Origin of the sequence: Methylomonas lenta (assembly GCF_001644015.1) — a bacterium.
Taxonomy (GTDB): domain Bacteria; phylum Pseudomonadota; class Gammaproteobacteria; order Methylococcales; family Methylomonadaceae; genus Methylomonas; species Methylomonas lenta.
On record NZ_LUUI01000076.1, the window covers coordinates 77358 to 100776 of the forward strand.

General features: G+C 49.2%; 14 protein-coding genes. 7 read left to right on the forward strand and 7 right to left on the reverse strand.

What is annotated here, in order from left to right; translation table 11 throughout:
- Positions 1-270 carry a YtcA family lipoprotein gene (locus A1359_RS05050; protein WP_066978912.1) on the reverse strand — a complete coding sequence of 90 codons (270 nt, stop codon included), beginning with the start codon at positions 268-270 and terminating at the stop codon, positions 1-3.
- A 333-nt stretch (positions 271-603) separates the two neighbouring features.
- Between A1359_RS05050 and A1359_RS05055 the strand changes: the two genes are divergently transcribed.
- The gene (locus tag A1359_RS05055) at positions 604-2055 is read left to right on the forward strand and encodes a TolC family protein (protein WP_232322123.1); all 1452 of its coding nucleotides are present in this window, start codon (positions 604-606) and stop codon (positions 2053-2055) included.
- 70 nt (positions 2056-2125) lie between these two features.
- Here A1359_RS05055 and A1359_RS05060 read toward each other — a convergent pair whose 3' ends face one another.
- On the reverse strand, positions 2126-3580 hold the full coding sequence (locus A1359_RS05060) for a glutamate synthase subunit beta (RefSeq protein WP_066978915.1): 1455 nt from the start codon (positions 3578-3580) through the stop codon (positions 2126-2128).
- Position 3581: 1 nt separating this feature from the next.
- A complete protein-coding gene (gene gltB, locus A1359_RS05065) occupies positions 3582-8234 on the reverse strand; it encodes a glutamate synthase large subunit (RefSeq protein ID WP_066978919.1) in 4653 nt (1550 codons plus the stop codon).
- Positions 8235-8877: 643 nt separating this feature from the next.
- Between gltB and A1359_RS05070 the strand changes: the two genes are divergently transcribed.
- A complete protein-coding gene (locus A1359_RS05070; RefSeq protein ID WP_066978922.1) occupies positions 8878-11412 on the forward strand; it encodes a glycogen/starch/alpha-glucan phosphorylase in 2535 nt (844 codons plus the stop codon).
- 774 nt (positions 11413-12186) lie between these two features.
- Here A1359_RS05070 and A1359_RS05075 read toward each other — a convergent pair.
- Together A1359_RS05075 and A1359_RS05080 are read right to left on the reverse strand one after the other, a co-directional pair.
- Positions 12187-12912 carry a UDP-2,3-diacylglucosamine diphosphatase gene (locus A1359_RS05075; RefSeq protein WP_066978925.1) on the reverse strand — a complete coding sequence of 242 codons (726 nt, stop codon included), beginning with the start codon at positions 12910-12912 and terminating at the stop codon, positions 12187-12189.
- Positions 12913-12954: 42 nt separating this feature from the next.
- Positions 12955-13536: a peptidylprolyl isomerase gene (locus tag A1359_RS05080; protein ID WP_066978928.1), complete on the reverse strand. Its 582-nt coding sequence runs from the start codon at positions 13534-13536 to the stop codon at positions 12955-12957.
- A 112-nt stretch (positions 13537-13648) separates the two neighbouring features.
- Between A1359_RS05080 and cysS the strand changes: the two genes are divergently transcribed.
- A complete protein-coding gene (cysS, locus tag A1359_RS05085) occupies positions 13649-15064 on the forward strand; it encodes a cysteine--tRNA ligase (RefSeq protein WP_066978931.1) in 1416 nt (471 codons plus the stop codon).
- A 9-nt stretch (positions 15065-15073) separates the two neighbouring features.
- A complete protein-coding gene (gene fchA, locus A1359_RS05090; RefSeq protein ID WP_066978934.1) occupies positions 15074-15703 on the forward strand; it encodes a methenyltetrahydrofolate cyclohydrolase in 630 nt (209 codons plus the stop codon).
- 167 nt (positions 15704-15870) lie between these two features.
- Here fchA and glgX read toward each other — a convergent pair whose 3' ends face one another.
- Positions 15871-18039, reverse strand: a complete 2169-nt coding sequence (glgX, locus tag A1359_RS05095; RefSeq protein WP_066978972.1) for a glycogen debranching protein GlgX — start codon at positions 18037-18039, stop codon at positions 15871-15873.
- Between the two features lie 185 nt (positions 18040-18224).
- On the opposite strand from glgX, the gene A1359_RS05100 reads away from it, so the two are divergent.
- The 3 genes from A1359_RS05100 to A1359_RS05110 are packed head-to-tail and all read left to right on the forward strand — an operon-like array spanning position 18225 to position 21997.
- Positions 18225-18911, forward strand: coding sequence for a DUF4912 domain-containing protein (locus tag A1359_RS05100; RefSeq protein ID WP_066978937.1), 687 nt, complete (start codon positions 18225-18227; stop codon positions 18909-18911).
- Positions 18912-18919: 8 nt separating this feature from the next.
- Positions 18920-20524 carry a glycoside hydrolase family 57 protein gene (locus A1359_RS05105; protein WP_066978940.1) on the forward strand — a complete coding sequence of 535 codons (1605 nt, stop codon included), beginning with the start codon at positions 18920-18922 and terminating at the stop codon, positions 20522-20524.
- Positions 20525-20527: 3 nt separating this feature from the next.
- The gene (locus A1359_RS05110) at positions 20528-21997 is read left to right on the forward strand and encodes an endonuclease/exonuclease/phosphatase family protein (protein ID WP_066978943.1); all 1470 of its coding nucleotides are present in this window, start codon (positions 20528-20530) and stop codon (positions 21995-21997) included.
- A 21-nt stretch (positions 21998-22018) separates the two neighbouring features.
- Here A1359_RS05110 and hypE read toward each other — a convergent pair whose 3' ends face one another.
- Complete coding sequence (hypE, locus tag A1359_RS05115) at positions 22019-23044, reverse strand: hydrogenase expression/formation protein HypE (protein WP_066978946.1); 1026 nt, start codon at positions 23042-23044, stop codon at positions 22019-22021.
- Positions 23045-23419: the final 375 nt, after the last annotated feature.

Here is a 23419-nt window from a genome sequence, read left to right on the forward strand (position 1 = left end):
CTAGCGTGAGTAGAGCAACAGCCAAATGCTAAAGGTGCACAAAGCCCATAAACTCGGCGCGATCAAAAGTGGTGAGCCTAGATGGGGCGCCAGCCTCAGGCGGATCAGTTGCCACATCAACAACATGCTGGTTGCCAATCCGGCGAGGATGCAAATGATCCAGGCAGGCCAGAACGAACCCTGCAGGCTTAGCATCGGATCGCAGGCGGTCAGTAGCAACGGTAAAGTCAAGGCAGTTGCCATTCTGGTCAGCGTTGCAATCGGCTTCATGGCGATCCTCCATCACAGGAAAAAGACAAATCTAAATTTTAGTCGGTGGCGGCAAACTTTAGGCCACCGTATATCAGGGCATTACAACAGGCGAGACATCAATCCCAAGACATGAACTCGAATTGGGGCTATTCTAATGTGATCCGGAGCTTAACGGGGCGGCATATTGTTCGATGTTAGTTATTAATTTGTTGCACCAATTTGGTTAGGCAGTTCTGTTACTATATCAGTAATTTCTTATGGAATGAGCAACCATTGATGACGCTATTTCTCCGTTGCGCGCGATTTACGAACGCTAGTTGGATTAACACGTCTCCAGTTTACATAGTAAGGTTGCGGCAGATTATTCTGACCTTGGCCGTGGCCTCTTTATTAACGGCTTGTAAGTCGCCGCCATCGTTGATTACCGATGCAGTACCCTCTGCGCAGCCAAGTACGCATACTATACGCTGGTCAGAATACCATGCTAACAACGCAGCACTGCCGGCGCCCAATCCCGAGACAGTGGCGTTACTGTCAGACCAGCAGCAAACCTACGATTTGCCTGCTTTAGTCGATCTGGCCTTGCAAACAAATCCCGAAACCCGGCAAAGCTGGCAGGAAGCCAAAGCCGCCGCCGCGCGGGTCGACAAACAGCGCAGTGCCTGGTATCCGACACTGACCGCACTGGCGTTCGGACAGTATTTCAAAACCAGTATTCCTATTCCGGAAAGCGCGCTGGTCAGCCACGGTTATGGTACCTTCGGTGGTCTGGAATTGGCCTGGACGCTGTTCGATTTCGGCCGCCGCGAAGCCTTGGTAGATGCCAGTCTGGAACGTCTGGATGTGGCACAATTCGCCTTGACGCGTAAACATCAACAAATCGCTTATCGGGTTGTTACCAGCTTTTTCAGCTATCAGGCAGCACTGGCCAAAGTCGCCGCGACTCAGCAAACATTCGAAGCGGCGAAAACCAATGCCGAGGCAGTCAAGGCCAAACTCAAACAAGGTTTTGCCACTAGGCCGGATTTGTTGTTAGCCATGCAGGAACAGGCTAAAGCCAACTACGACTTGCATGATGCGCGCGGTTCGGTGATACAGCTGCGTGCCGAGCTGACCACCAATATCGGTGTTTCACCGTCGCAAACACTCAACATGGTGGATCTGAGTCAAGTAGCGCTGCCCGACAAGCTAGAGTCTTCGGTCGAACATATAGTTGATGATGCTCTGGCGCAGCACCCGGATTTGATGGCGCAACTTGCCGAATTGCGGGCCAGGGAAGCGGAAGTGAAAAAGGCCAGGGCTGAGTTTTGGCCCAAGCTATCAATCAAAGGCAATGTTGGTAACCAATACTGGGGCGACGTACATACCAACCCGCCCAGTAAACAAAATTACTCGTCCGACAATCTGGTTGGTACCGCGATGTTGAATTTGGAGTGGAAACTGTTCGACGGCTTCGAGCGCAGCAGCGCCGTCAGGGAGGCCGAAGCTAAGCAACAGGCCGGTCAGGCTCAGGTCGAGGCCCTGCGGTTGGAAATCATGCGCGATATTTGGCGAGCCTATGCGGACACTAAAACCGCGCTGGAAAAACGCGAGTTCGCTCTGGCTTTGCTGCGCGCCGCCGAAGAATCCTTCGCCGCGACCCAGGAATCCTACCGCCACGGTTTTTCCACAGTGATTGATCTGCTGACGGCGCAAAAAGACTTGGCCCGAGCCCGTTACACTGAAATCGATAGTCGCGCCGAATTGCTAAAGTCTGCTGCCGCGTTGGTTTATACGGCAGGCGGACAGTCAGCAGCTGACTAAAGCAGGCCGGAAAAATAGTATTTGTTTGGAATCTGAATCTCCGTTTGGGATCGCAAACCTGCAAAAACGCTTACTTTGGCAAATCCGACTTCCCCATCAACCATTCGTCAACTGCACGCGCGCACTGGCGACCTTCGCGAATAGCCCATACCACTAAAGACTGGCCACGGCGCATGTCGCCGGCACTAAAAACCCCTTCTACACTGGTTTGGTAGGCGTTATGGCCTTCGGTTGGGCTGGCCACATTGCCGCGCGGGTCCAGCGTAACATCGAGCTGTTGCAGCATGCCTTCATGAACCGGATGCACGAAACCCATGGCCAACAAGGCTAGATCCGCCTTAATTTCAAATTCCGAGCCCGGAATTTCGCTCATTTGCCATTGTCCGCTGTCGTTTTTAGTCCATTCGAGCTTGACACATTGCAGCGCTTTCAGATGCCCCTCAGCATCGCCGATGAATGCCTTGGTGGCAACCGACCACATTCTGTTGCTGCCCTCTTCCTGAGAGCTGGAGGTGCGCAGCCGATTCGGCCAAAGCGGCCAGGTGATCGCCTTATCTTCCTTTTCAGGCGGCTTTGGCAGAATCTCGATCTGGGTGACTGATTTTGCGCCATGCCGATTAGAGGTGCCTATGCAGTCCGAACCGGTATCGCCGCCGCCGATGACAACCACATGCTTGTCTTCAGCGCTGATAAATTCACTATCCGGCACTTTTACACCTTGTACCCGTTTGCTGTTGGCGCGCAAAAAATCCATCGCAAAGTGCACATTATTCAAACTCCGGCCCGGTACGGCCAGATCCCGAGGATGCTCGGAGCCGCCGGCTAATACCACAGCGTCAAAATCCGTTTGTAATTTGGCAGTGGAAATATCCACCCCCACATGCACATTGGTGCGAAAATCCACGCCCTCGGCGCGCATTTGAGACATGCGTCTATCGATCAAATGTTTATTGAGTTTGAAATCCGGAATACCGTAACGCAACAGCCCACCGATTCTGTCCTGCTTCTCAAACAAGGTTACGAAGTGACCGGCTCTGGCCAGCTGTTGTGAACAGGCCAGCCCCGCAGGACCAGAACCCACTACCGCGACATGCCGGCGGGTTTTATGATGAGAGATTTCTGGTTTTATCCAGCCCTCGGCCCAGGCTTTGTCTATGATGGCGCATTCGATGGTTTTGATGGCAACCGGCGCATCTTCCAGGTTGAGGGTGCAGGCCGCTTCGCAAGGTGCCGGACAGATGCGACCGGTAAACTCTGGGAAGTTGTTGGTGGAGTGCAGCACATCGATGGCCTGTCGCCAGTCGCCGCGATAAACCAAATCGTTCCAATCCGGAATAATGTTATTCACCGGGCAGCCGGTATGGCAAAAGGGTATGCCGCAATCCATGCAGCGGGCACCCTGGGTACTGATATCGGCCTCGGAAAGCGGTACAACGAACTCGTTATAATGCACCACGCGGTCGGCTACCGGTTCATAGCCTCTATCCAGACGTACGTATTCTCTAAATCCTGTTGGTTTACCCATGTTAGTCCACCTTTCTGATTTGATGCTTTGGTAATTGCGGTGGCCGGCGATGCCGCGCCTCCATCTCGCTCAAGGCGCGTCGATAATCCACCGGCATGACTTTTACGAATTTAGGCAAATAGTGTGACCAATCTGCCAGGATGCGCTCGGCGAGGCTGCTTCCGGTGTAGTGCAAGTGATTGCTGATCAAATGTCGCAGACGGATGGCGTCGAAGCGGGTCATATCCCGGCTGATGTCTACTCGGCCCATGGTTTCCATGTCGCCGCCCTGATGGTCCAGGGCTTCCAGCGCATCGTCTTCAGCTGCAATGGGCTCCAGCTCTACCATCGCCATATTACAGCGTTTGGCAAAATCACCGTTTTCATTTAACACATAAGCGATACCGCCCGACATGCCGGCCGCGAAATTTCGTCCGGTAGGTCCTAAGCAAACCATGATACCGCCGGTCATATATTCACAACCGTGATCGCCTAAGCCTTCGACCACCGCAGTTGCGCCTGAATTACGCACACAGAATCGTTCTCCGGCTATACCCCGGAAGTAACATTCGCCACTAATGGCGCCATACAGCACCGTGTTACCGACAATGATATTGTGTTCGGCTTGCCCGGCCATGCCGGAATGACGCGGCGGATAAATCAGCAAACGCCCGCCTGACAAGCCTTTTCCCACATAATCATTACCATCGCCTTCCAGTTCAAGTGTGATGCCCTTTGCCAGCCAGGCGCCCCAGGACTGTCCTGCGGTGCCTTTGGCTTTAATGTGGATGGTATCGTCCGGTAGCCCCGCCAAGCCGTATTTCTCTGCCAAGCGACCGGACAGCATGGTGCCCACGGTGCGATTATAGTTTTTCACAGGCATCTCTATGCGTACCGGCTCGCCACGCTGAATAGCGGGCTGTGCTTGTTCGATTAATTGCAGATCCAGCGCCTTATCTAGGCCGTGATTCTGCGTCTCGGAATTGAAAATGGCCACCGTGTCGGCTACTTTCGGTTTGGCCAATAATTTGGAAAAGTCTAAACCTTTAGCCTTCCAATGCTCGATGGCAGGCCGCATTTCCAGCCTGTCCATCTGGCCTATCATGTCGTTGATGCTGCGGTAGCCCAGCTTGGCCATAATCTGCCGAAGTTCCTCGGCAATGAAGAAAAAGAAATTCACCACATGCTCGGGCTTGCCGGAGAATTTTTTGCGCAATTCCGGGTCCTGGGTGGCCACGCCTACCGGGCAGGTGTTCAGATGGCATTTGCGCATCATGATGCAGCCTCCGACTATCAAGGGCGCAGTGGCAAAACCGATCTCATCCGCGCCGAGTAGAAAAGCAATCGCCACATCGCGCCCGGTGCGTATGCCGCCGTCCGCCTGCACCGCAATCCGGCCGCGCAACTGATTCAATACTAGGGTTTGATGAGTCTCGGCAAGCCCGATTTCCCAAGGAGAACCCGCATGTTTTATGGAGGTTAACGGAGAAGCGCCGGTGCCGCCATCATAACCGGCAATGGTCACATGATCGGCATGCGCCTTGGAAACCCCCGCCGCCACGGTACCCACACCAATTTCGGACACCAGTTTCACGGAAATACGGGCTTTCGGGTTGGCGTTTTTCAGATCGTGAATCAATTGCGCCAAGTCTTCAATGGAGTAAATATCATGGTGCGGCGGCGGCGAAATCAAGCCAACGCCGGGTGTGGAATGGCGCACCCGGGCAATCTGCTTGTTGACCTTATGCCCCGGCAACTGTCCGCCTTCGCCGGGCTTGGCGCCTTGAGCAATCTTGATTTGAATGTCATCGGCATTCACCAGGTATTCAATCGTGACCCCAAAGCGGCCGGACGCCACCTGTTTGATGGCGGAACGCTCCGGATTACGCGAGCCATCGGCTAACGGTAGAAAGCGCTCGGCTTCCTCGCCGCCTTCGCCGGTATTGGATTTGCCGCCTATCAAATTCATAGCTTTCGCCAGCGTCGAGTGGGCTTCGTATGAAATACTACCGAAGGACATGGCGCCGGTGGCAAAACGCTTGACGATGTCTTTAGCCGGTTCGACTTCCTCGATTGGCAGCGCTTGAGCCGCCCATTTGAAATCCATCAAACCGCGAAAGGTCAACAAACGTGCGTTTTGTTCGTTGATGATGCGTGCATAGTCCTGATAGGTTTCCGCATTATTGGCTCGGGTGGCGTGTTGCAGTTTAGCGATGGTTTCAGGGGTCCAGGCATGATCCTCGCCACGTAAGCGAAAGGCATAATCGCCGCCAACATCCAGTTGATTGCTGTAGATATGCTCGTAACCAAAACCACTGCGATGCCAACTAACGGTCTCCTCAGCGACTTCATCCAGACCAACCCCTTCGACCTGAGTATGCGTGCCGGTGAAATAGTGTTGGATAAAAGGCGTGGACAGCCCTACGGCATCAAAAATCTGTGCGCCGCAATAAGACTGGAAGGTGGAAATGCCCATTTTCGACATCACCTTTTTCAAGCCTTTGCCGACTGCTTTGATATAACGCGACTGCGCTTCCTCGAAACTGAGTTTTTCCGGTAAGCGAGGCAACATATCCTGAATGGTATCGAAAGCCAGATACGGGTTGACCGCTTCGGCACCGTAACCGACCAAGGTGGCGTAATGATGAATTTCCAGGGCGCCGCCGGTTTCCACAACCAGACCGGAACTGGTGCGCAGACCTTTTTTAATCAAATGATGATGGGTGGCGGAAGTGGCCAGCAGGGCCGGAATGGCGATGAAGTCCCGGTTGATGTTGCGATCGGACAAAATCAGAATGTTGTAACCTTGCAAAACCGCCTGTTCCGCCTGCTGACTCAACCGCCTCAATGCGGGTTCCATGCCTTCCGCGCCTTGCTCGACCGGATAGGTGGTATCCAGGGTAAAGGTGCGGAAAATGCCGCCGGTATTGTTTTCAATGTGGCGAATTCGCTCCAGGTCTTCATTGGTCAACACCGGCTGTTTGACTTCCAGGCGCATGTGTTTGCCGGTATCATTGATGCCCAACAAGTTGGGGCGCGGCCCGATCAAGGATACCAATGACATGACCATTTCTTCGCGAATCGGATCGATAGCCGGATTGGTCACTTGGGCAAAGGTTTGTTTGAAATAACTGGATAAGTGTTTGGCACGGCGCGATAAAACCGAGGGCGGATTGTCCGCGCCCATCGAGCCCACGGCTTCCTGGCCCGTTAAAACCATAGGCATCAGCAGAAATTTGACTTCCTCCTGGGTATAACCGAAAGCCTGTTGGGCATCCAGCAGGGTATCGGCATCGGGCGCCATCGGCGCGACATCGGTTGGCAATTCGTCCAGGTAAATTTGCGTGCTATTCAGCCACTCCTGATAGGGATGCGCGGATGCCAGTTGGGCTTTGATTTCGGCATCGTCAATAATGCGCCCCTGTTCCAGATCGATCAAAAACATTTTTCCAGGCTGTAAGCGCCATTTTTTGATAATTTTTTCCTCCGGAATATCCAGTACTCCCATTTCGGAGGCCATGATCACCATGTCGTCGTTAGTCACCAAATAACGTGCCGGGCGCAGGCCGTTACGGTCAAGTGTGGCGCCGATTTGCCGGCCATCGCTGAATGCGACGGCAGCAGGCCCGTCCCAAGGCTCCATCAATGCGGCGTGATATTCGTAAAAGGCCCGGCGCTTAGCGTCCATTAATTCATTGCCGGACCAAGCCTCCGGAATCAAAATCATCATCGCATGAGCCAAAGAATAGCCACCCATTACTAACAATTCCAAGGCATTGTCGAAGCAAGCCGAATCCGATTGCCCCTCGGGGATCAGCGGCCAGATTTTATCCAGGTCCGCGCCTAAAATGCCGGAGCGCATGGTATGGCGGCGGGCGGCCATCCAGTTGACGTTACCCCGCAAGGTATTGATTTCGCCGTTGTGACAAATCATCCGAAACGGATGAGCTCTATCCCAGGTCGGGAAGGTGTTGGTGGAAAACCGCTGATGCACCAATGCCAGTGCAGACTGGAAACGGGGATCTTGCAGATCGAGATAATAGCGCCCGACCTGACCCGCTAACAGCATGCCTTTGTAGGTTATGGTGCGGGAAGACATGGAAGTGACGTAATAGGTTGTGTCTTGCAGATCCGACTCGCGAATGGCGTTATCCATGCTCTTACGAATAACGAATAACTTGCGTTCAAAGCCATCTTGATCAGGACAAACGGAGTCGCAGGCAATAAATATCTGCCGAATCACCGGCTCACTGTTTAGCACACTTTTACCCAGCACACTGTTATCCACCGGCACGTCACGCCAGCCTAGAATATGCTGTCCGCCATCTTGTACATGCCGGACTATGATGGCCTCCATTTTCTGCCTATCGTGGGTATTTTGCGGCAGAAAAATATTGCCGACACCATATTGACCGGCGGGCGGAAGTGTAAAATCGGTTACCCCTCGAAAAAATCCATCCGGAATCTGTACCAGCATGCCGGCGCCATCACCCGCATTGGGATCGGCGCCTACCGCACCTCGGTGATGAATGCGCTCAAGGATTTCCAAGCCCTGGCGTACGATCGCATGGCTTTTTTGATTCTTGATGTTGCAGACGAAGCCGACGCCGCAGGCGTCATGCTCATGCGCAGGGTCATAAAGGCCTTGGGCAGCGGGTAAATTATGGATACTCATGGCCGATCTCGTTGTTATTGGGTTATCAGGGACGATACATTGTCGAGGAGACGTGTAATCGCAGTTGCCCATCGCAAATGACTAAAAAATAAGTTCAGGGATTAAAAATTGTCCCCTCGGACTAACCTCTACTTATTCTGATCAAGACCCTAAAATCAATACACCCTTCTGCAATGGATTTCAAATTAAATTTTAATCCTCGAAGGTATCAGGACGATGAATTTTTCATGCCAGCAACACTGGCCGGATTTAAACAAGCTAAAAATGCTTTCAGAGCTTAAGATTTTACAGAGCAATTATCTTGCCAATGAACGCAGACAGTTAATATGAGTACATAGACCTAATAGAACGGATTTAATCCAATAATCTCTCTGCCCTTACCAGCATTTTACCGAAAGATTACATTAAGCCAGTGATGCCAGAGTTATGCTCGCAGTATGCTGACTTGCACCACAGCAGGAAATTTCGCACGACAATAGTGCGCCAAGCTTTGCAAGCAATGCGTCAATTTTCATGTTCGACTTTTTTGTAAAGCATTGAATTAAGATATATTTTATAGCTCTTCACAGTATAAATGCCTGTCTCAGTCTTTTGGCCTAAAGATTGCTAAATTAAAGAGTCTACCTGAATCAGTGGTATTTTTATGAAAGGCACAGCTACCCCCTCTAGCATAAATACTGCTGATGAAGATGTTCATACCGGCCTGTCAAAAGAAGCCTTAAAGCACGCATTTTTAGATAATTTATTCTACGTGCAAGGAAAATTCCCGGAGTTAGCGACGCAACACGACTATTATTTGGCCTTGGCTTATACCGTGCGGGATCGCTTGTTGCATTGCTGGATTAGCACGGCTGAAACCTACACCCGCCAGAAAGCCCGCACAGTGGTGTATTTTTCGGCCGAATTTCTACTTGGTCCGCATCTCGGCAACAACCTGCTCAATCTGGGTATAGCGGAGCAGGTGCGACAGGTGCTGCCGGAGCTAGGTTTAATCTACGACGATCTATTAAGGCAAGAGGTAGAGCCGGGTCTGGGTAACGGAGGCTTGGGCAGATTGGCGGCCTGTTTTCTGGATTCGATGGCGACCCTGGAGATACCCTCGTTGGGTTATGGTATCCGCTACGAGTTCGGCATCTTCGCGCAAGAAATAGTCAACGGCTGGCAGGAAGAAAAAACCGACAAATGGCTGCGTTTTGGCAACCCTTGGGAAATTCAGCGGCCGGAATGGGCCGTCGAAATCAAACTGGGCGGACATACCGAAACCTATCTTGATGCCACAGAAACCATGCGGGTGCGCTGGATACCCGGCTGGACCGTATTAGGTACGCCGTACGATACGCCGATTCTTGGCTATCACAATAATACCGCCAATACTCTCAGATTATGGAAGGCCGAAGCCGCTGAATCGTTCGATCTGGGTAACTTTAATCGCGGCGATTATTACGGCGCAGTGCAAAAAAAACTGGTCTCCGAAAACATCACCAAGATTTTGTATCCGAACGACGAGCAAATTCAAGGTAAAGAATTACGTTTGCAACAGCAATATTTTTTCGTGTCCTGTTCTTTACAGGATATGTTGCGCATCATGCAGGTTCAGGAAATTCCTTTAACGCAATTTCACGAAAAATTTACCGTTCAACTCAATGATACTCATCCTGCGGTCGCCATCCCGGAATTGATGCGCTTGTTGATAGACGAGCATGCCATGGAGTGGGATCCGGCTTGGGCCATCACGCAAAAAACCTTTGCTTATACCAATCATACCTTGTTGCCGGAAGCGCTTGAGCAATGGCCGTTAAGTCTGTTTGCACGCATATTACCCAGGCATTTGGAAATCATTCTTGAAATTAATAGCCGTTTTCTGAATGAAGTCAGAATCCGCTTTCTGGGTGACAGCGAACGTCTGGCTCGCTTGTCGTTGATCAATGAATCCGGCGAGCGATACGTACGGATGGCGCATTTGGCCAGCGTCGGCAGCCATGCCATCAATGGTGTGGCGGCATTGCATACCGAATTGCTGAAGAAAGACGTGTTAGCCGATTTTTATGCCCTATGGCCGGAAAAGTTCAGCAATAAAACCAATGGGATCACGCCGCGGCGTTGGCTGGCCCTATCTAACCCTAAGCTGACCAAACTGATATCGCAAAATATTGGCGAATCCTGGATTAAACAACTCAGTCATTTAAAACAACTGGAACCTTATGCGGAACAGCCATCGTTTCGTTCCGAGTGGCGCTACATTAAACGCTCGATAAAAGAAGATTTTGCTGCCTATTTGCGCCACAGCACCGGTTACATCATCGATCCGCAGTCGCTATTCGAAGTTCAGGTTAAACGTATCCACGAATACAAGCGGCAACACCTGAGCGTTTTGCATATCATTTCCTTGTATCACCGCATGAAATCCAATCCTAATAAGGACTTCGTACCGCGTACCTTTATTTTTGGCGGTAAGGCAGCCCCCGGTTATTACATGGCTAAACTGATCATCAAACTCATCACCTCCGTGGGCGATGTCATTAATAACGATCCGGCAGTCAGGGATAGTCTAAAAGTGGTTTTCATGCCCAATTTTAACGTCAGCAACGGGCAGCGTATTTATCCTGTGGCCGATTTGTCAGAACAAATTTCAACGGCCGGCAAAGAGGCATCAGGCACCGGAAATATGAAGTTCTGCATGAATGGCGCACTGACTATAGGTACGCTGGATGGGGCGAATATTGAAATACGCGAACAAGTGGGTGCGGAAAACTTTTTTCTGTTCGGTTTGGATGCAGACGAAGTTCAGACGCTTAAATCTCAGGGATACAACCCTATGGATATTTATCATTCCAATCTCGAACTCAAAGCCGTGATTGATCTGATTTCAGACGGCTATTTTTCGGGGGGCGATCGTGATCTGTTTAGACCTATCGTTAACGCTCTCCTGCAGGGCGACAACTACATGCTGCTTGCCGATTACCAGTCATTTGTCGACTGCCAATATCAAGTAGGCCAAGCTTATTTGGATACCGAACATTGGACACGCATGTCGATTTTGAATGTGGCGCGTAGCAGTTTGTTTTCCTCCGATCGAACCATTCAGGAATATTCTCGGGATATCTGGAAGGTCAACCCCATCAAGATTGACTTGTTAACCCAGGAGGATGTGAAAAAAAGTATGCAATCCTTTTCGTAACTACTGGCACGCCATAGTCGCAGCATTCGTCGTCAAGGCAATTTGAATTGCGATGAGCGGATTAGATCCCCGGTTAGCCATGGTCTGTGGATAGCTGGATATTCGGCAGTAGGCATGGGTATGGTGCTCCGATCGAAAGCAGTCGGAGACCTTTTGTTTGTCCTAAGCCATGGGCAAATCCTGCTCTGCGCGATTATTGGTTATGTTGTGCAGTGCGAGTTTTAAAAGGGCGAGTTCGTATCATAAATGCATAACCCGTTTAGCGATCCGGGATGCTCCTGAGGAACGGTATGTACAAGTCAGTTGGATAGCGCTTAACTTTTGATTTATTAAGCTTTTTAGTCATTGGTAAAATACTGGGCATTCTATCTGTCAGGCCGATTTGCTACTTTTAAAACACGCACTAACGACGATGTTTGGCATGGGGTTTCAATTCGGGAAGTTATTCCAGACCAAATCCTAAAATTAATACATCGAGGCGGTATCTAGCTTGAAACTTTCCGAATGACCTCTCTGAAATGCTGTCTTAAACAACCTGGGATGGAAGCTTTTCAACGCACTCTTTCCCCCAGGGGACTGGAAAGTTAGGCTAAGTGTATGACTGCTAGAGAGGATGGATTGAACAATTGCGCCATCATTGGATTTTAAAAAAATTAATTGTCGAGTGAACTACTGGGTTAAATTTCGGTCAATTGAAGTGGAGATAGTAAAAGGTCCGGTGGTGCAGAGAGTTTACTTAATGTACTACCGGTTTTTTTTGCCTGGCACTTTTGTTTAAAGTGATTCTCGTAAAAATACTGCGCCATCCCAGCACAAGCATTCGCCGCTGTGTTTTTTCCAGTCAGCCAATACAATGCGTTGCCCAGCATGACCATCAATAGAAACAATATGTGTGGCCGGGCGGTGTGTGTGGCCGTGTATTAAAGTGCGACATTCAAATTTCCGCAGGGTTTCCAGCACGGTTTTCTGGTTCACATCCATGATGTCCTGGTTTTTTTTGCGCTTATGAAAATAACTGCGCAAGCGATACCAGCGTGCCGCTAACAACCGTAGCCACAAAGGTTTGGATAACACATTTTGTTGCCATTCCGGGCTGCGTGATTTCAGCCTAAACGCTTGATAGGCCAAGTCGTCACTACAGAGTAAATCACCGTGCGTCAGCAGGGTAGGTTGGCCGCTGAGCTCGATTACCGCAAACTCGTCTAGCAAGATAATGCCTGTTTCATCGCAAAAGCGCTGGCCCAGCAAAAAATCTCGATTACCTTGTAACAGAAAGACTTTCGTACCGGATGCGCTGAGTTGTTTGAGGGCATTTTTGACGGATTTGTTCGGCGGCGTATTGTCGTCGTCACCTATCCAGGCATCAAACAAATCACCCAGGATATATAAAGCCTCTGCCTGTCTGGCACGCTGTTGCAAAAAATCGACAAAACGGCGGGTAATCTCGGGTTTTTCTAGCGAGAGGTGCAGGTCGGAGATGAAGAGTATGTCTTGTTTCAAAGCATAACAGTTCCGCCTATTAGGCGGAACCTGACGCAAAATTTATTCAATAATTTCAGCTTTTTCGATCACGATTTCGGTTTTAGGCACATCCTGGTGTCCGCCACGGTTGCCGGTAGGTTGTTTAGCCATTTCATCGACCACTTCCATGCCTTCGATCACTTCGCCGAATACTGCATAGCCCCAGCCGCTTGGTGTAGGGCCAGTGTGGTCCAAGAATCCATTGTCTTTAAGGTTGATAAAGAACTGAGCAGTGGCTGAGTTAGGATCGTTAGTGCGCGCCATGGCTAATGTGCCGCGTTTGTTTTTTAAGCCATTGTCAGCTTCGTTTTTGATAGGGGCTAGGGTGGCTTTTTGCTCAAAGCTGCTGTCAAAACCGCCGCCTTGCGCCATAAAACCGGGAATGACACGGTGAAATATAGTGCCGGAATAAAAACCTTGTTTCACATATTCAGCAAAATTAGCGGCGGAAACAGGGGCTTTAGCATTATCCAGCTGGATTACGATAGCGCCGAGTGTAGTGGTCAGTTTTACTTTTGTTTGGGTGTCGGACATTTGTTTTTCCGTTGCAAATGAAAGGGTTGAGAACAAAAACAGCATCAGGTAAACAAGAGTGTTACGCATAAAAGCTCCATAAAATTGCTGTAAGCCGTGAATTCTATGTGTTTTTATCTTGAAAGAGAAGTCGGAATCTTGATAGATTGCTCGGTCTTTCGCTGTTTTTCACTTCATCCTCATGCTGAAAATCTACAATACGCTAACCCGAAGTAAACAAGAATTCATCCCTAAACAGCCCGGTAAAGTCGGCATGTACGTGTGCGGCATGACGGTGTACGACTATTGTCATATCGGTCATGCCCGAGTCATGGTGGTATTTGATACGGTGGCGCGCTATTTGCGCCATGCAGGTTATGAGTTGACCTATGTCCGCAATGTCACCGACATTGATGACAAAATCATCCAGCGCGCCAACGAAAATGGCGAAGAATATTCGGCACTGACCGAGCGATTCATCGATGCGATGCACGAAGACGAACGCGCTTTGTCTGTTTTACCGCCGGATATTGAGCCCAAAGCCACCCAATCGATAGCCGATATTTTGAATATGATTAACAAGCTGATCGAGCGGGAATATGCCTATGTGGGCAGCAATGGCGACGTGTTTTATGCGGTAAACCGGTTTAAGGGCTACGGTAAATTGTCTGGTAAAAATACCGAAGACTTAAACGTCGGTGAGCGGGTGGATATCGATAATGCCAAACGTGATCCTTTGGACTTCGTGCTATGGAAAATGGCCAAACCCGGCGAACCATATTGGGAATCGCCCTGGGGGCAGGGGCGTCCGGGGTGGCATATCGAATGCTCAGCCATGTCTACCTGCTGTTTGGGCAATCATTTTGACATTCACGGCGGCGGCATGGATTTGCAATTTCCCCATCATGAAAATGAAATCGCCCAATCCGAAGGTGCCACTGGCGAACCCTTCGTTAACTATTGGATGCACAATGGTTTCGTGCGGGTCAATGAAGAAAAAATGTCCAAATCCTTGGGTAATTTTTTTACCGTGCGCGAGGTGCTGAAGCAATATCGGCCGGAAGTGATCCGGTTTTTTATTCTGTCCAGTCATTATCGTAGCCCATTAAATTATTCCGATGAGCAACTGGATGATGCCGGTCTGGCTTTGACGCGCTTGTATACCGCCTTAAGAGGCGTTGAGATTACCGATATGGCAATAGACGCTGAATACAAACAGCGCTTCGAGCAGGCCATGGATGATGATTTCAATACACCTATAGCTCTGTCTGTATTGTTCGATTTGGCCAAAGAGCTAAACAAGGCAAAGGACAAAAATGAATTAAAAATAGTTGCCAAGTTAGCCTCTTCTTTAAAAAAATTGGGTGATTTATTAGGAATACTTCAAACTGAACCGGACATCTGGCTAAAGGAAGTATTTCGTTTATCTATCCATACCCAAATTAATGTTGTGGAATTAACAGAAGAATATATCAATCAACAGATTCAACTTAGATTGGTAGCTAAGCAAAACAAAGACTGGTCTAAAGCCGATGAGATCAGAGATGGGTTAAGACAACTTGGGATTATTTTGGAAGACCGACCTGACGGCACAACAGATTGGCGCCGGGAAAATTAAAGGCAGAATATGAGCGAAATTAAAGATAAATCAATAGAAATATTTCTGGACGAGCTGGCCAGCAAACAAGCCACACCAGGCGGCGGCAGTGCGGCGGCAGTAATGGGTGCGCAAGCAGCAGCGCTGCTGAGCATGGTTTGCAATTTAACCATCGGTAAACCCAAATACGCCGAAGTCGAACTGGACATGCAGGCATTGCTGGCAGAATCTGAAGCTTTGCGGCAGACCTTGCTTGGCATGATTAAAGCCGATGTCGATGTGTTTGACAAATTGATGGCCTGCTATGGATTAGCTAAGGAGACTGATGCAGATAAAGCGCAGCGTAGTCAACAAATCCAGATCATGTTGAGAGAGGCTACAGAAGTACCTTTGGCCTGTGCGAAAGCCTGCGCCAAAACGATCGCCCTGAGCCGGGTTGCGGCGGAAAAAGGCAATCTGGGTGTAATTAGTGATGCCGGGGTGGCGGTGATGGCGGGTTATGCCGGTCTGAAAAGCGCGGCATTAAATGTCTACATCAATACTTCCAGTCTGAAAGATCGCGAATTCGCCGAAGCCAAGCTGGCTGAATTAGAAGATGTCATGCAAGGCATGGACCTGGAAGTAGAGGCGATTTACCAACTCGTAAAAGACAAATTGTAATCATGACCTAACCCTCTGTTTCAATGGAGGGGGAAAACTAGCCCGCTTAGCTTAGAGTTATTCTAAAGGGCATAAAAGCGCAGCGTAATCGGAGGTACGAAGTCCAACATGCGTCCGATTACGCTATCACTAATCGGACCTACGGCCCTTTTGCAGCATAAAAAACCTTATTCATTCGGATTAAAAATCTTCATGTCGGCTAGTTTGCTAAAAAAGCCTGGGGATTTTTTAGTGTGCAGCAGATCGTTGTCGACATTTTCAAGCACCACTACCGAACGACTGTCGACCGGGTAGCTGGGTTTGCTAAGTGGTTTTTGCAGTTCCGGTGGAATGATGTCATTGGGAGAGCGTAACGAAGTATCCAGCGCCAAACACCAGGTTCTGTTGAAGATGCTGGGCAGCTGCATGATGTGTTTATCCTCGGACATGTTCATAATGACATGTAAATCCGGGTCATCAGGGTTGATGCCGGCCAGGGTAAATGCCAGGATGCGTGTTTCCGGGTTATTCCATTCCGGTGGCTGACCAGGCTCTAGGCCATGCCAGCTGATATCGGCAATATCTCTGTGTTCGAGCTTTGCGCCACTCAGGAAGTTGCGCCGCATCAGCGAAGGGTGTTGTTTGCGTAGCTGTATCATTTGTTGCACAAAGCGCAGAACGTCAACGTTGCGTTTGCTGTCTGTCCAGTCCAGCCAGCTTAGTTCGTTATCCTGGCAATAACCGTTGTTATTGCCTTGTTGGCTGTGCAAAAACTCATCGCCGGCTAACAGCATAGGCACGCCATGGCTGAGTAACAAAATGGCGAAAGCATTTTTGGCTTGTTTATGGCGCAAAGCGTTGATGGCCGCATTTTGGGTCGGACCTTCGGCACCAAAGTTGTAACTGAGGTTGTTATTGCAACCGTCGCGATTACTTTCGCCATTGGCATCATTGTGTTTTTCGTTATAACTGAACAGGTCGCTGAGGGTGAAGCCGTCATGGCAGGTGATGAAGTTAATGCCACTGATCGGCAGGCGACCCTGATGCTCATACAAGTCACTACTGCCACACAGACGGGTAGCTACTTCATTCGATACACCAGAGTCACCGCGCAAAAAACGCCGAATGACGTCGCGATACATACCGTTCCATTCACCCCAGCGATAGCCAGGAAAACTGCCGACTTGATATAGTCCCGCAGCGTCCCAGGCTTCGGCGATAAGCTTGGTTTTGGCGAGTTGTTGTGAGAGTTCTATACCCCATACCAAAGGCGGATCTTGCATGACATGACCATCTTCGCCGCGTGCCAACGCGCTGGCTAGATCAAAACGGAAGCCATCCACATGCATTTCCTGCACCCAGTATTCCAGGCAAGTGATAATAAAATTGCTTACCAATGGATGGTTGGCGTTGACGGTATTTCCGCAGCCGGTGTAATCATGGAATATGCGTTTATCGTGCATATCTGTCAGATAAAAGCTGTTGCCGGCGATACCCTTGAAATTGATCACAGGACCATCGACGCCAGCTTCGGATGTATGGTTGAATACCACATCCATAATCACACCGATGCCGGCCTGATGCAGGGCTTTCACCAAGTCGCGAAATTCTGTTAAATGCGAGGCTTGATGTTGGCTGACACAATAACCGGGGTGCGGACTAAAAAAACTATGCGTACTGTAGCCCCAGTAATTTTTTAGTCCAAGTTCGGAGGTGTGAGGAGGTACGTCTTGTTCGTCAAAAGCCATCACGGGCAATAATTCGACATGGGTAATGCCTAGCTGTTGCAGATAAGGTATTTTTTCAATCAGGCCGAGAAAAGTACCGGGGTGTTTGACTTTAGAAGAAGGATGGCTGGTGAAGCCGCCAACATGCAATTCGTAAATAATGGCTTTTTCGCTGCGTATCGCCAGAGGGATATCACCTTCCCAATCGTAATCTTTCTCGTCAACCACCGCAGCCCGCATAGCTGTATCGCAGTTGTCGCCCGGTATACAGGCATTTTTCCGTTGCCAGAGTTTGTCACTGACGGCGCGCGCCCAGGGGTCGAGTAATACTTTTTCCTTGTCGAAGCGTAGGCCGGATTCGCGGGTAAACGAGGGCCCATCGATACGCCAACCATACCAAATGCCGGTGGGTAGATTTTCAACAAAAACATGCCAGGAAAAGAACGTGTGATGGCTACCCTTATGCAAAGATATGATTTGAAAAGGGCGTGGGCTATCTTCTTGGCTAAACAGCAACAGTTCCACTTGGGTAGCATGGCGGCTGGTGATGGAAAAATTGACACCATCCTCTTCAACTTGCACACCATTTGGATAGGGGCTGCCGGATTTTAATGTGTACTTTTTGTGCATGAACTGAATTAAAAGCGTTGCGATAGATAGGATTCTACTGCAAATAACGGCAAATTGGCCCTTATCTTGCGCAAATAATCGACAACGAGTAGAGTTTGATCGAATGCCTGTTTGAGTACCTATTGCATTAAGCATCAGGTTTGCAGGGTGGTTTTGAATTAAAAATATTAATTTTCAGGCAAATAATGCTCCAAGTACAATCTAATCCTGGTCACCGTATCGCGCTGTCTCGGCAGGAAATGTGCATTATCAGCCAGGCTATCAGTCGTGACTTTTCGCCGCAACTTTTTGCCAGTAGGGTAGGGCGGCAAGCGAAAAGTCGCTTCTCATCGCAGGAATTACTGGAAATCAGCCAACAAATTAGCCGCGAATATGCGCCGGGTAAAGTGAGTCATCAGTCACGCTTGGTGTTGTTGGCGTTAACTCCGCGCCGTTTACATGTCTATTGGGATGTAGCCAAGCGTCGGTTGCAAAATGCCTTAAACCGTATCGAGCCAGAACAGGCGATGATTCTGAGGATTTATACCCAGCCTGAGCCGCAAATTATTGATCCGCAGGAAAATGAATCAAGCTTTTTTAATGTAGAGCCGGACTGGTTTGATATTGATGTTAAGCAGGCTGATGGTCAGCAGGATATTTTGTTGCCTGAGACTGTCCCTGCTAATAATTTGATGCACTATCGGGCTGTACTAGGCCAAATTGATGACAAGCACATTTTTACCCCCCAGCTGTACTCCAATACTACCGCAGCCTCAATTTCTATGCCTATGCAGACAGGTATTCAGCTGCCTAATGCTATTGCGCAGTTTATAATGTCAGCTAATAACCCGGCTTCTGCTGCCGGCAAAACCGCCTCAGGACAAGGAAAATAAGCTTCAAGATGAACAAAGGCTATCTCTGCATCGTTTTACATGCCCATCTGCCGTATGTGCATCATCCAGAGCATGACAGTTTTTTTGAAGAAAACTGGTTATTTGAAGCTATAACCGACTGCTACTTGCCACTGATTGCCATGTTGGACAGGTTGCAGCAGGATCAAGTCAGCTGCCGGCTGACATTATCGTTGTCACCCACGCTGATTAGCATGCTGCAGGACGAATTACTGCAAAATCGCTATCTGCGTCATTTAAAAAAGTTAATTGAACTGGCAAATAAGGAAGTGACGCGTACTTTGGATCAGCCGTTGTTTAATGACTTGGCCAGGCGCTATCACAGCAGTTTTTTGGAAGCCTTGCACAGTTACCAAAACCACTATCAAACTGATTTGCTGGCAGCGTTTGCCAAGCATCAGCGTAGCGGTAGGCTAGAACTTATTACTACAGCGGCCACCCACGGTTTTTTACCGCTGTTGAATGTCAGCGAAGCTACAGTTCGCAATCAGATAAAGGTCGGTATCGATAGCTTTAAAGCCCGCTTTGGCTATGCGCCTGCAGGTTTTTGGTTGCCGGAGTGCGGCTATTATCCAGGACTGGAGACTATTTTGCTGGATGCAGGCGTGCAGTACTTTTTTGTCGATAGTCACGGCATCATGGATGCTACCCAGTCGCCTAAGCATGGGGTTTATGCGCCGCTGGATTGTGGGAATGGGCTGATGGCTTTTGGCCGCGATCCGGCTTGTTCGCAACAAGTATGGAGCGCAGATCAAGGTTACCCCGGCGATGCGGATTATCGTGAGTATTACCGCGACATCGGCTTTGATTTGCCGCTGGATTATATTGCTGACTATATTCTCGATGGCAGCACGCGTATCAACACCGGGATTAAATATCATCGGGTTACCGGTGAAGGTGAGTTTAAACAACTGTATGAACCGGACAAGGCTTTGCTCAAAGCCCGTCAACATGCGGAAGACTTTATCAGTAAACGTCAGCAGCAAATTCAAGCGCTGACACCGGCCATGGATCAATTACCGATTATCGTTGCACCTTACGATGCTGAATTATTTGGCCATTGGTGGTACGAAGGTCCACACTGGCTGGAGTGGGTGTTGCGGTTGGCGGCGGCTGAAAATAGCGGTATTGAGACAGTCAGTTGCGGAGATTATTTGCAACGTCAGCCTACCCAACAACAAGCAACTCCGTCAGCCTCTACCTGGGGCGATCAGGGCTATTCAGAATATTGGCTGAATGAAAGCAACGACTGGATATATCCGTTGTTGCATAAGGCCGGTAGCGAAATGGAAAAGCTGACGGCAGATTTAAAAAGCTTCAAGCTTAGCGAACTGCAGCAGCGGGCTTTGAATCAGGCGGTACGGTCGTTATTATTGGCACAGGCCTCCGATTGGCCGTTTATTCTAAAATCCGGCACTACGGTCGAATATGCTAAAAAGCGGCTTACCGATCATCTGGCTCGCTTTAATTATCTGCATGATTGCATCCGAAAAAACCGCATTGACGGGCGGTATCTGACCGCACTGGAAGTGATGGATGACATCTTTCCGGAAATTGATTTTCGCGATTATTGCGTTCCAGAGCGCAAGGAGTAAGCAATGGCCAACATTCAATTACTGGCGGTGGAAAACAGGCTAACACGAAAAAAAGACGCCCAGCAGCAGGTTGTGCATTTTTTGCTGGCGGTGAATAACCTGGCTTATCACAAACAGGTCGAGGTAATCTGGGCTGGGGATGATGGTGTTTGGCATACCTTAGCGGCTAAATACATTGGTCCGCGTGGTGAACAACAAGAGTTCTGGCGGGCGCGGGTGACTTTTAGTGGTAAATCCGTTAGAACGTTGGCTGGCAACATCAGTTTTTCTATACATTTACGCTGTGATGCCGGTGAGTTTTGGGATAACAACCAAGGTTGGAATTACCAGAGTAGGCTAGGCGGCGGCATTACCTTGACCAGTGATTTGCCGTTACAGAATCTTAGTTTTAAACCCAAGCTGGATGACGGCCAGCAATATGTGCAAGTCAAGGTGGCGGTCGACCCAGCGCTGCATGCCGAAAGTCTGGTATTGCAATGGACAGGCGATAACTGGCGTAATAGTCAGCAAGTCAAGTGCCATAGAAATAAACGCATTAGGCAACAAGGGGCGCAATTGTGGACGGCCCGCTTAAAAGTCGCGGACCTGTTTGCGCTGCAATACAGTATTTGCTGTAAAACTCGGCAAGGCGAGATTTGGGATAACAATGGCGGCAAAAATTATTGTTTCAGTCGCGAACCACTGACACTGATGATTTTAAATCTGCACTGTTACCAGGAAGATAAACAGGATTTTAAATTGTCGCAAATCGCTAAAGCCATCAACGAACAGGATGTGGATGTGGTGTGCTTTCAGGAAGTGGCCGAATATTGGAATGACGGCCATGGGGATTGGGGATCCAATTCCGCCAACATTATCAATCAGCGCTTAAAGCAGCCTATGCATCTTTACACCGACTGGTCGCATCTGGGGTTTGATAAATACAGGGAAGGCGTAGCGATTTTAAGCCGTTACCCCTTGCATCACACTCAGTCGCAGTACGTCTCCGATAGTCAAGATGCCTACAGCATTCATTCCCGTAAAGTGGTGAAGGCGCGTATCGAGGTACCTTACATAGGTGCTATGAATGTATTTTCAGCTCATCTGAGTTGGTGGGAAGATGGCTTTAAACAACAGTTTCAGCGCTTAGGGGAATGGGCTGACAGTCAAATAAACGATTCAGTAAAAACAACCTTGTTATGTGGGGACTTTAATATTGCCGCCGGTTCTGTTGGTTATCAGTTGGTTGTTAGTAGCAATCAATACGAAGATCAATATCTGGCCGCCAATCATCAAGGTTTGTTCGAAAAAATATTTCGCGTCAACGATGCTCACTGGGGACATTCAATGGCCGACGATTATCGCATTGATTACGTCTTTATGAATAAAGCCAGCGACCTGCGTGTGACCTCGGCCAGGGTGATATTTACCGATTCGGATTATGGTCAGGTGTCCGACCATTGCGGATATTTGCTGACGTTTGAGCCTAAGTAAGTTTAAAAGCCATAGGTTGGTTTAACAGATCCGTGGCAAAGGATCGTCTTCCAGTTCTTGTAAGATGCGCTCGCCGCCGATTTCGGTTTGTAAAATGACTTGCGCTCTACCAACTTCGACATGGCCAATGATGGCTGCATCTGTATAACCTAAAGCGTGTAGTTTTTCGATTGCAGTATCGCTAGTGGCAGGATCTATCACCGCAACCACCCGTCCTTCGGAAGCCAGATACATTGGGTCGTAACCCAGTATTTCGCAAACCATGCGTACAGGATCTAAGACCGGTATTTGTGTCTCGATCAATCGCACACTGGCTTGGGTGGCATTGGCCATTTCATGCGCAACGGTGGCCAAACCTCCACGCGTGGGGTCGCGCATAAATCGTAAGCCGGCTAACTCAGTCAGTGCTTGGCAGATAGGTAGTACGCTGGCCGAGTCAGAGTTAAGTTCACCCGATAAGCCAAATTGTTCCCTAGCCAGTAATACAGCAGTGCCATGATCTCCCACCGAGCCGCTTAGCAAAATAGCGTCGCCCGGACGAATTTGCTGCATACCCAGTTTTAAATGCGATGGCCGTATGCCGATGCCTGTGGTGGCAAAATAAATGCCTCCGCCCTGACCTCGACGCAAAACTTTTGTGTCACCTGCAACCACGCTGACATTACTTTCACGACAGGCCTGGGCCATGCTTTCCAGCACTCTATCCAGTAGAGCCACTTCCAGCCCCTCTTCAATAAAAGCATTGAGTGTTAGATACAGTGGAATGGCACCGGAAACCGCTAAATCATTGATAGTGCCGTGTACGGCAAGACTGCCGATATTGCCGCCGGGAAACTCCAGCGGTTCCACAGTAAAGCCGTCCGTAGTCATCATGATGTCCCCTGCACCGGTAGTAATGGGCAGGCATGCAGCATCGACAGCTGTATCTAATAAGTCGTTTTTCAGATGATGGGCGAAAAGGGATTCGATCAGTTCGCGCATCAATCGTCCGCCATTGCCATGAGCCAAGGCAATATGAGATTCGGGAAAATGCCGAGATAAGTTCATAAATATTGATTGAATGCTGTGTTAATAAGTCGCAAATTAAACGATCGCTCCCGATAGGATACGTGATGCGATGGAAGAAAAAAGAAAAACTCGGTTTTGCAATGACCTGTGGATAAATTCAAAAGCTTGCATAGCGAAAATGTCTAGCGTTTGGGAGTATGTTCACTTTAAATTACAGCCTAGCACAAGCGCAACGCGCGGGATTGCTATTTTTAAATCCGCATAGTTTTGCTTGCCTTAACAATGCAGCCAGCCGTATTAGATGGAAGCCAAGCTATCCTTGCAGTCAATGCCATTAAGTTAAGAAAAAGCTCCCTCTCCTGCTGGAGAGGGTTGGGGAGAGGAGATTTATAATAAGGCAAAAAAGCTTTATTT

Coding starts and splice junctions, on each gene's coding strand:
- fchA (WP_066978934.1), top strand. CDS start 15,074: ATGAGCGAAATTAAAGATAAATCAATAGAAATATTTCTGGACGAGCTG.
- A1359_RS05050 (WP_066978912.1), bottom strand. CDS start 270: ATGAAGCCGATTGCAACGCTGACCAGAATGGCAACTGCCTTGACTTTA.
- A1359_RS05070 (WP_066978922.1), top strand. CDS start 8,878: ATGAAAGGCACAGCTACCCCCTCTAGCATAAATACTGCTGATGAAGAT.
- A1359_RS05100 (WP_066978937.1), top strand. CDS start 18,225: ATGCTCCAAGTACAATCTAATCCTGGTCACCGTATCGCGCTGTCTCGG.
- cysS (WP_066978931.1), top strand. CDS start 13,649: ATGCTGAAAATCTACAATACGCTAACCCGAAGTAAACAAGAATTCATC.
- A1359_RS05060 (WP_066978915.1), bottom strand. CDS start 3,580: ATGGGTAAACCAACAGGATTTAGAGAATACGTACGTCTGGATAGAGGC.
- hypE (WP_066978946.1), bottom strand. CDS start 23,044: ATGAACTTATCTCGGCATTTTCCCGAATCTCATATTGCCTTGGCTCAT.
- A1359_RS05105 (WP_066978940.1), top strand. CDS start 18,920: ATGAACAAAGGCTATCTCTGCATCGTTTTACATGCCCATCTGCCGTAT.
- glgX (WP_066978972.1), bottom strand. CDS start 18,039: ATGCACAAAAAGTACACATTAAAATCCGGCAGCCCCTATCCAAATGGT.
- A1359_RS05080 (WP_066978928.1), bottom strand. CDS start 13,536: ATGCGTAACACTCTTGTTTACCTGATGCTGTTTTTGTTCTCAACCCTT.
- A1359_RS05110 (WP_066978943.1), top strand. CDS start 20,528: ATGGCCAACATTCAATTACTGGCGGTGGAAAACAGGCTAACACGAAAA.
- gltB (WP_066978919.1), bottom strand. CDS start 8,234: ATGAGTATCCATAATTTACCCGCTGCCCAAGGCCTTTATGACCCTGCG.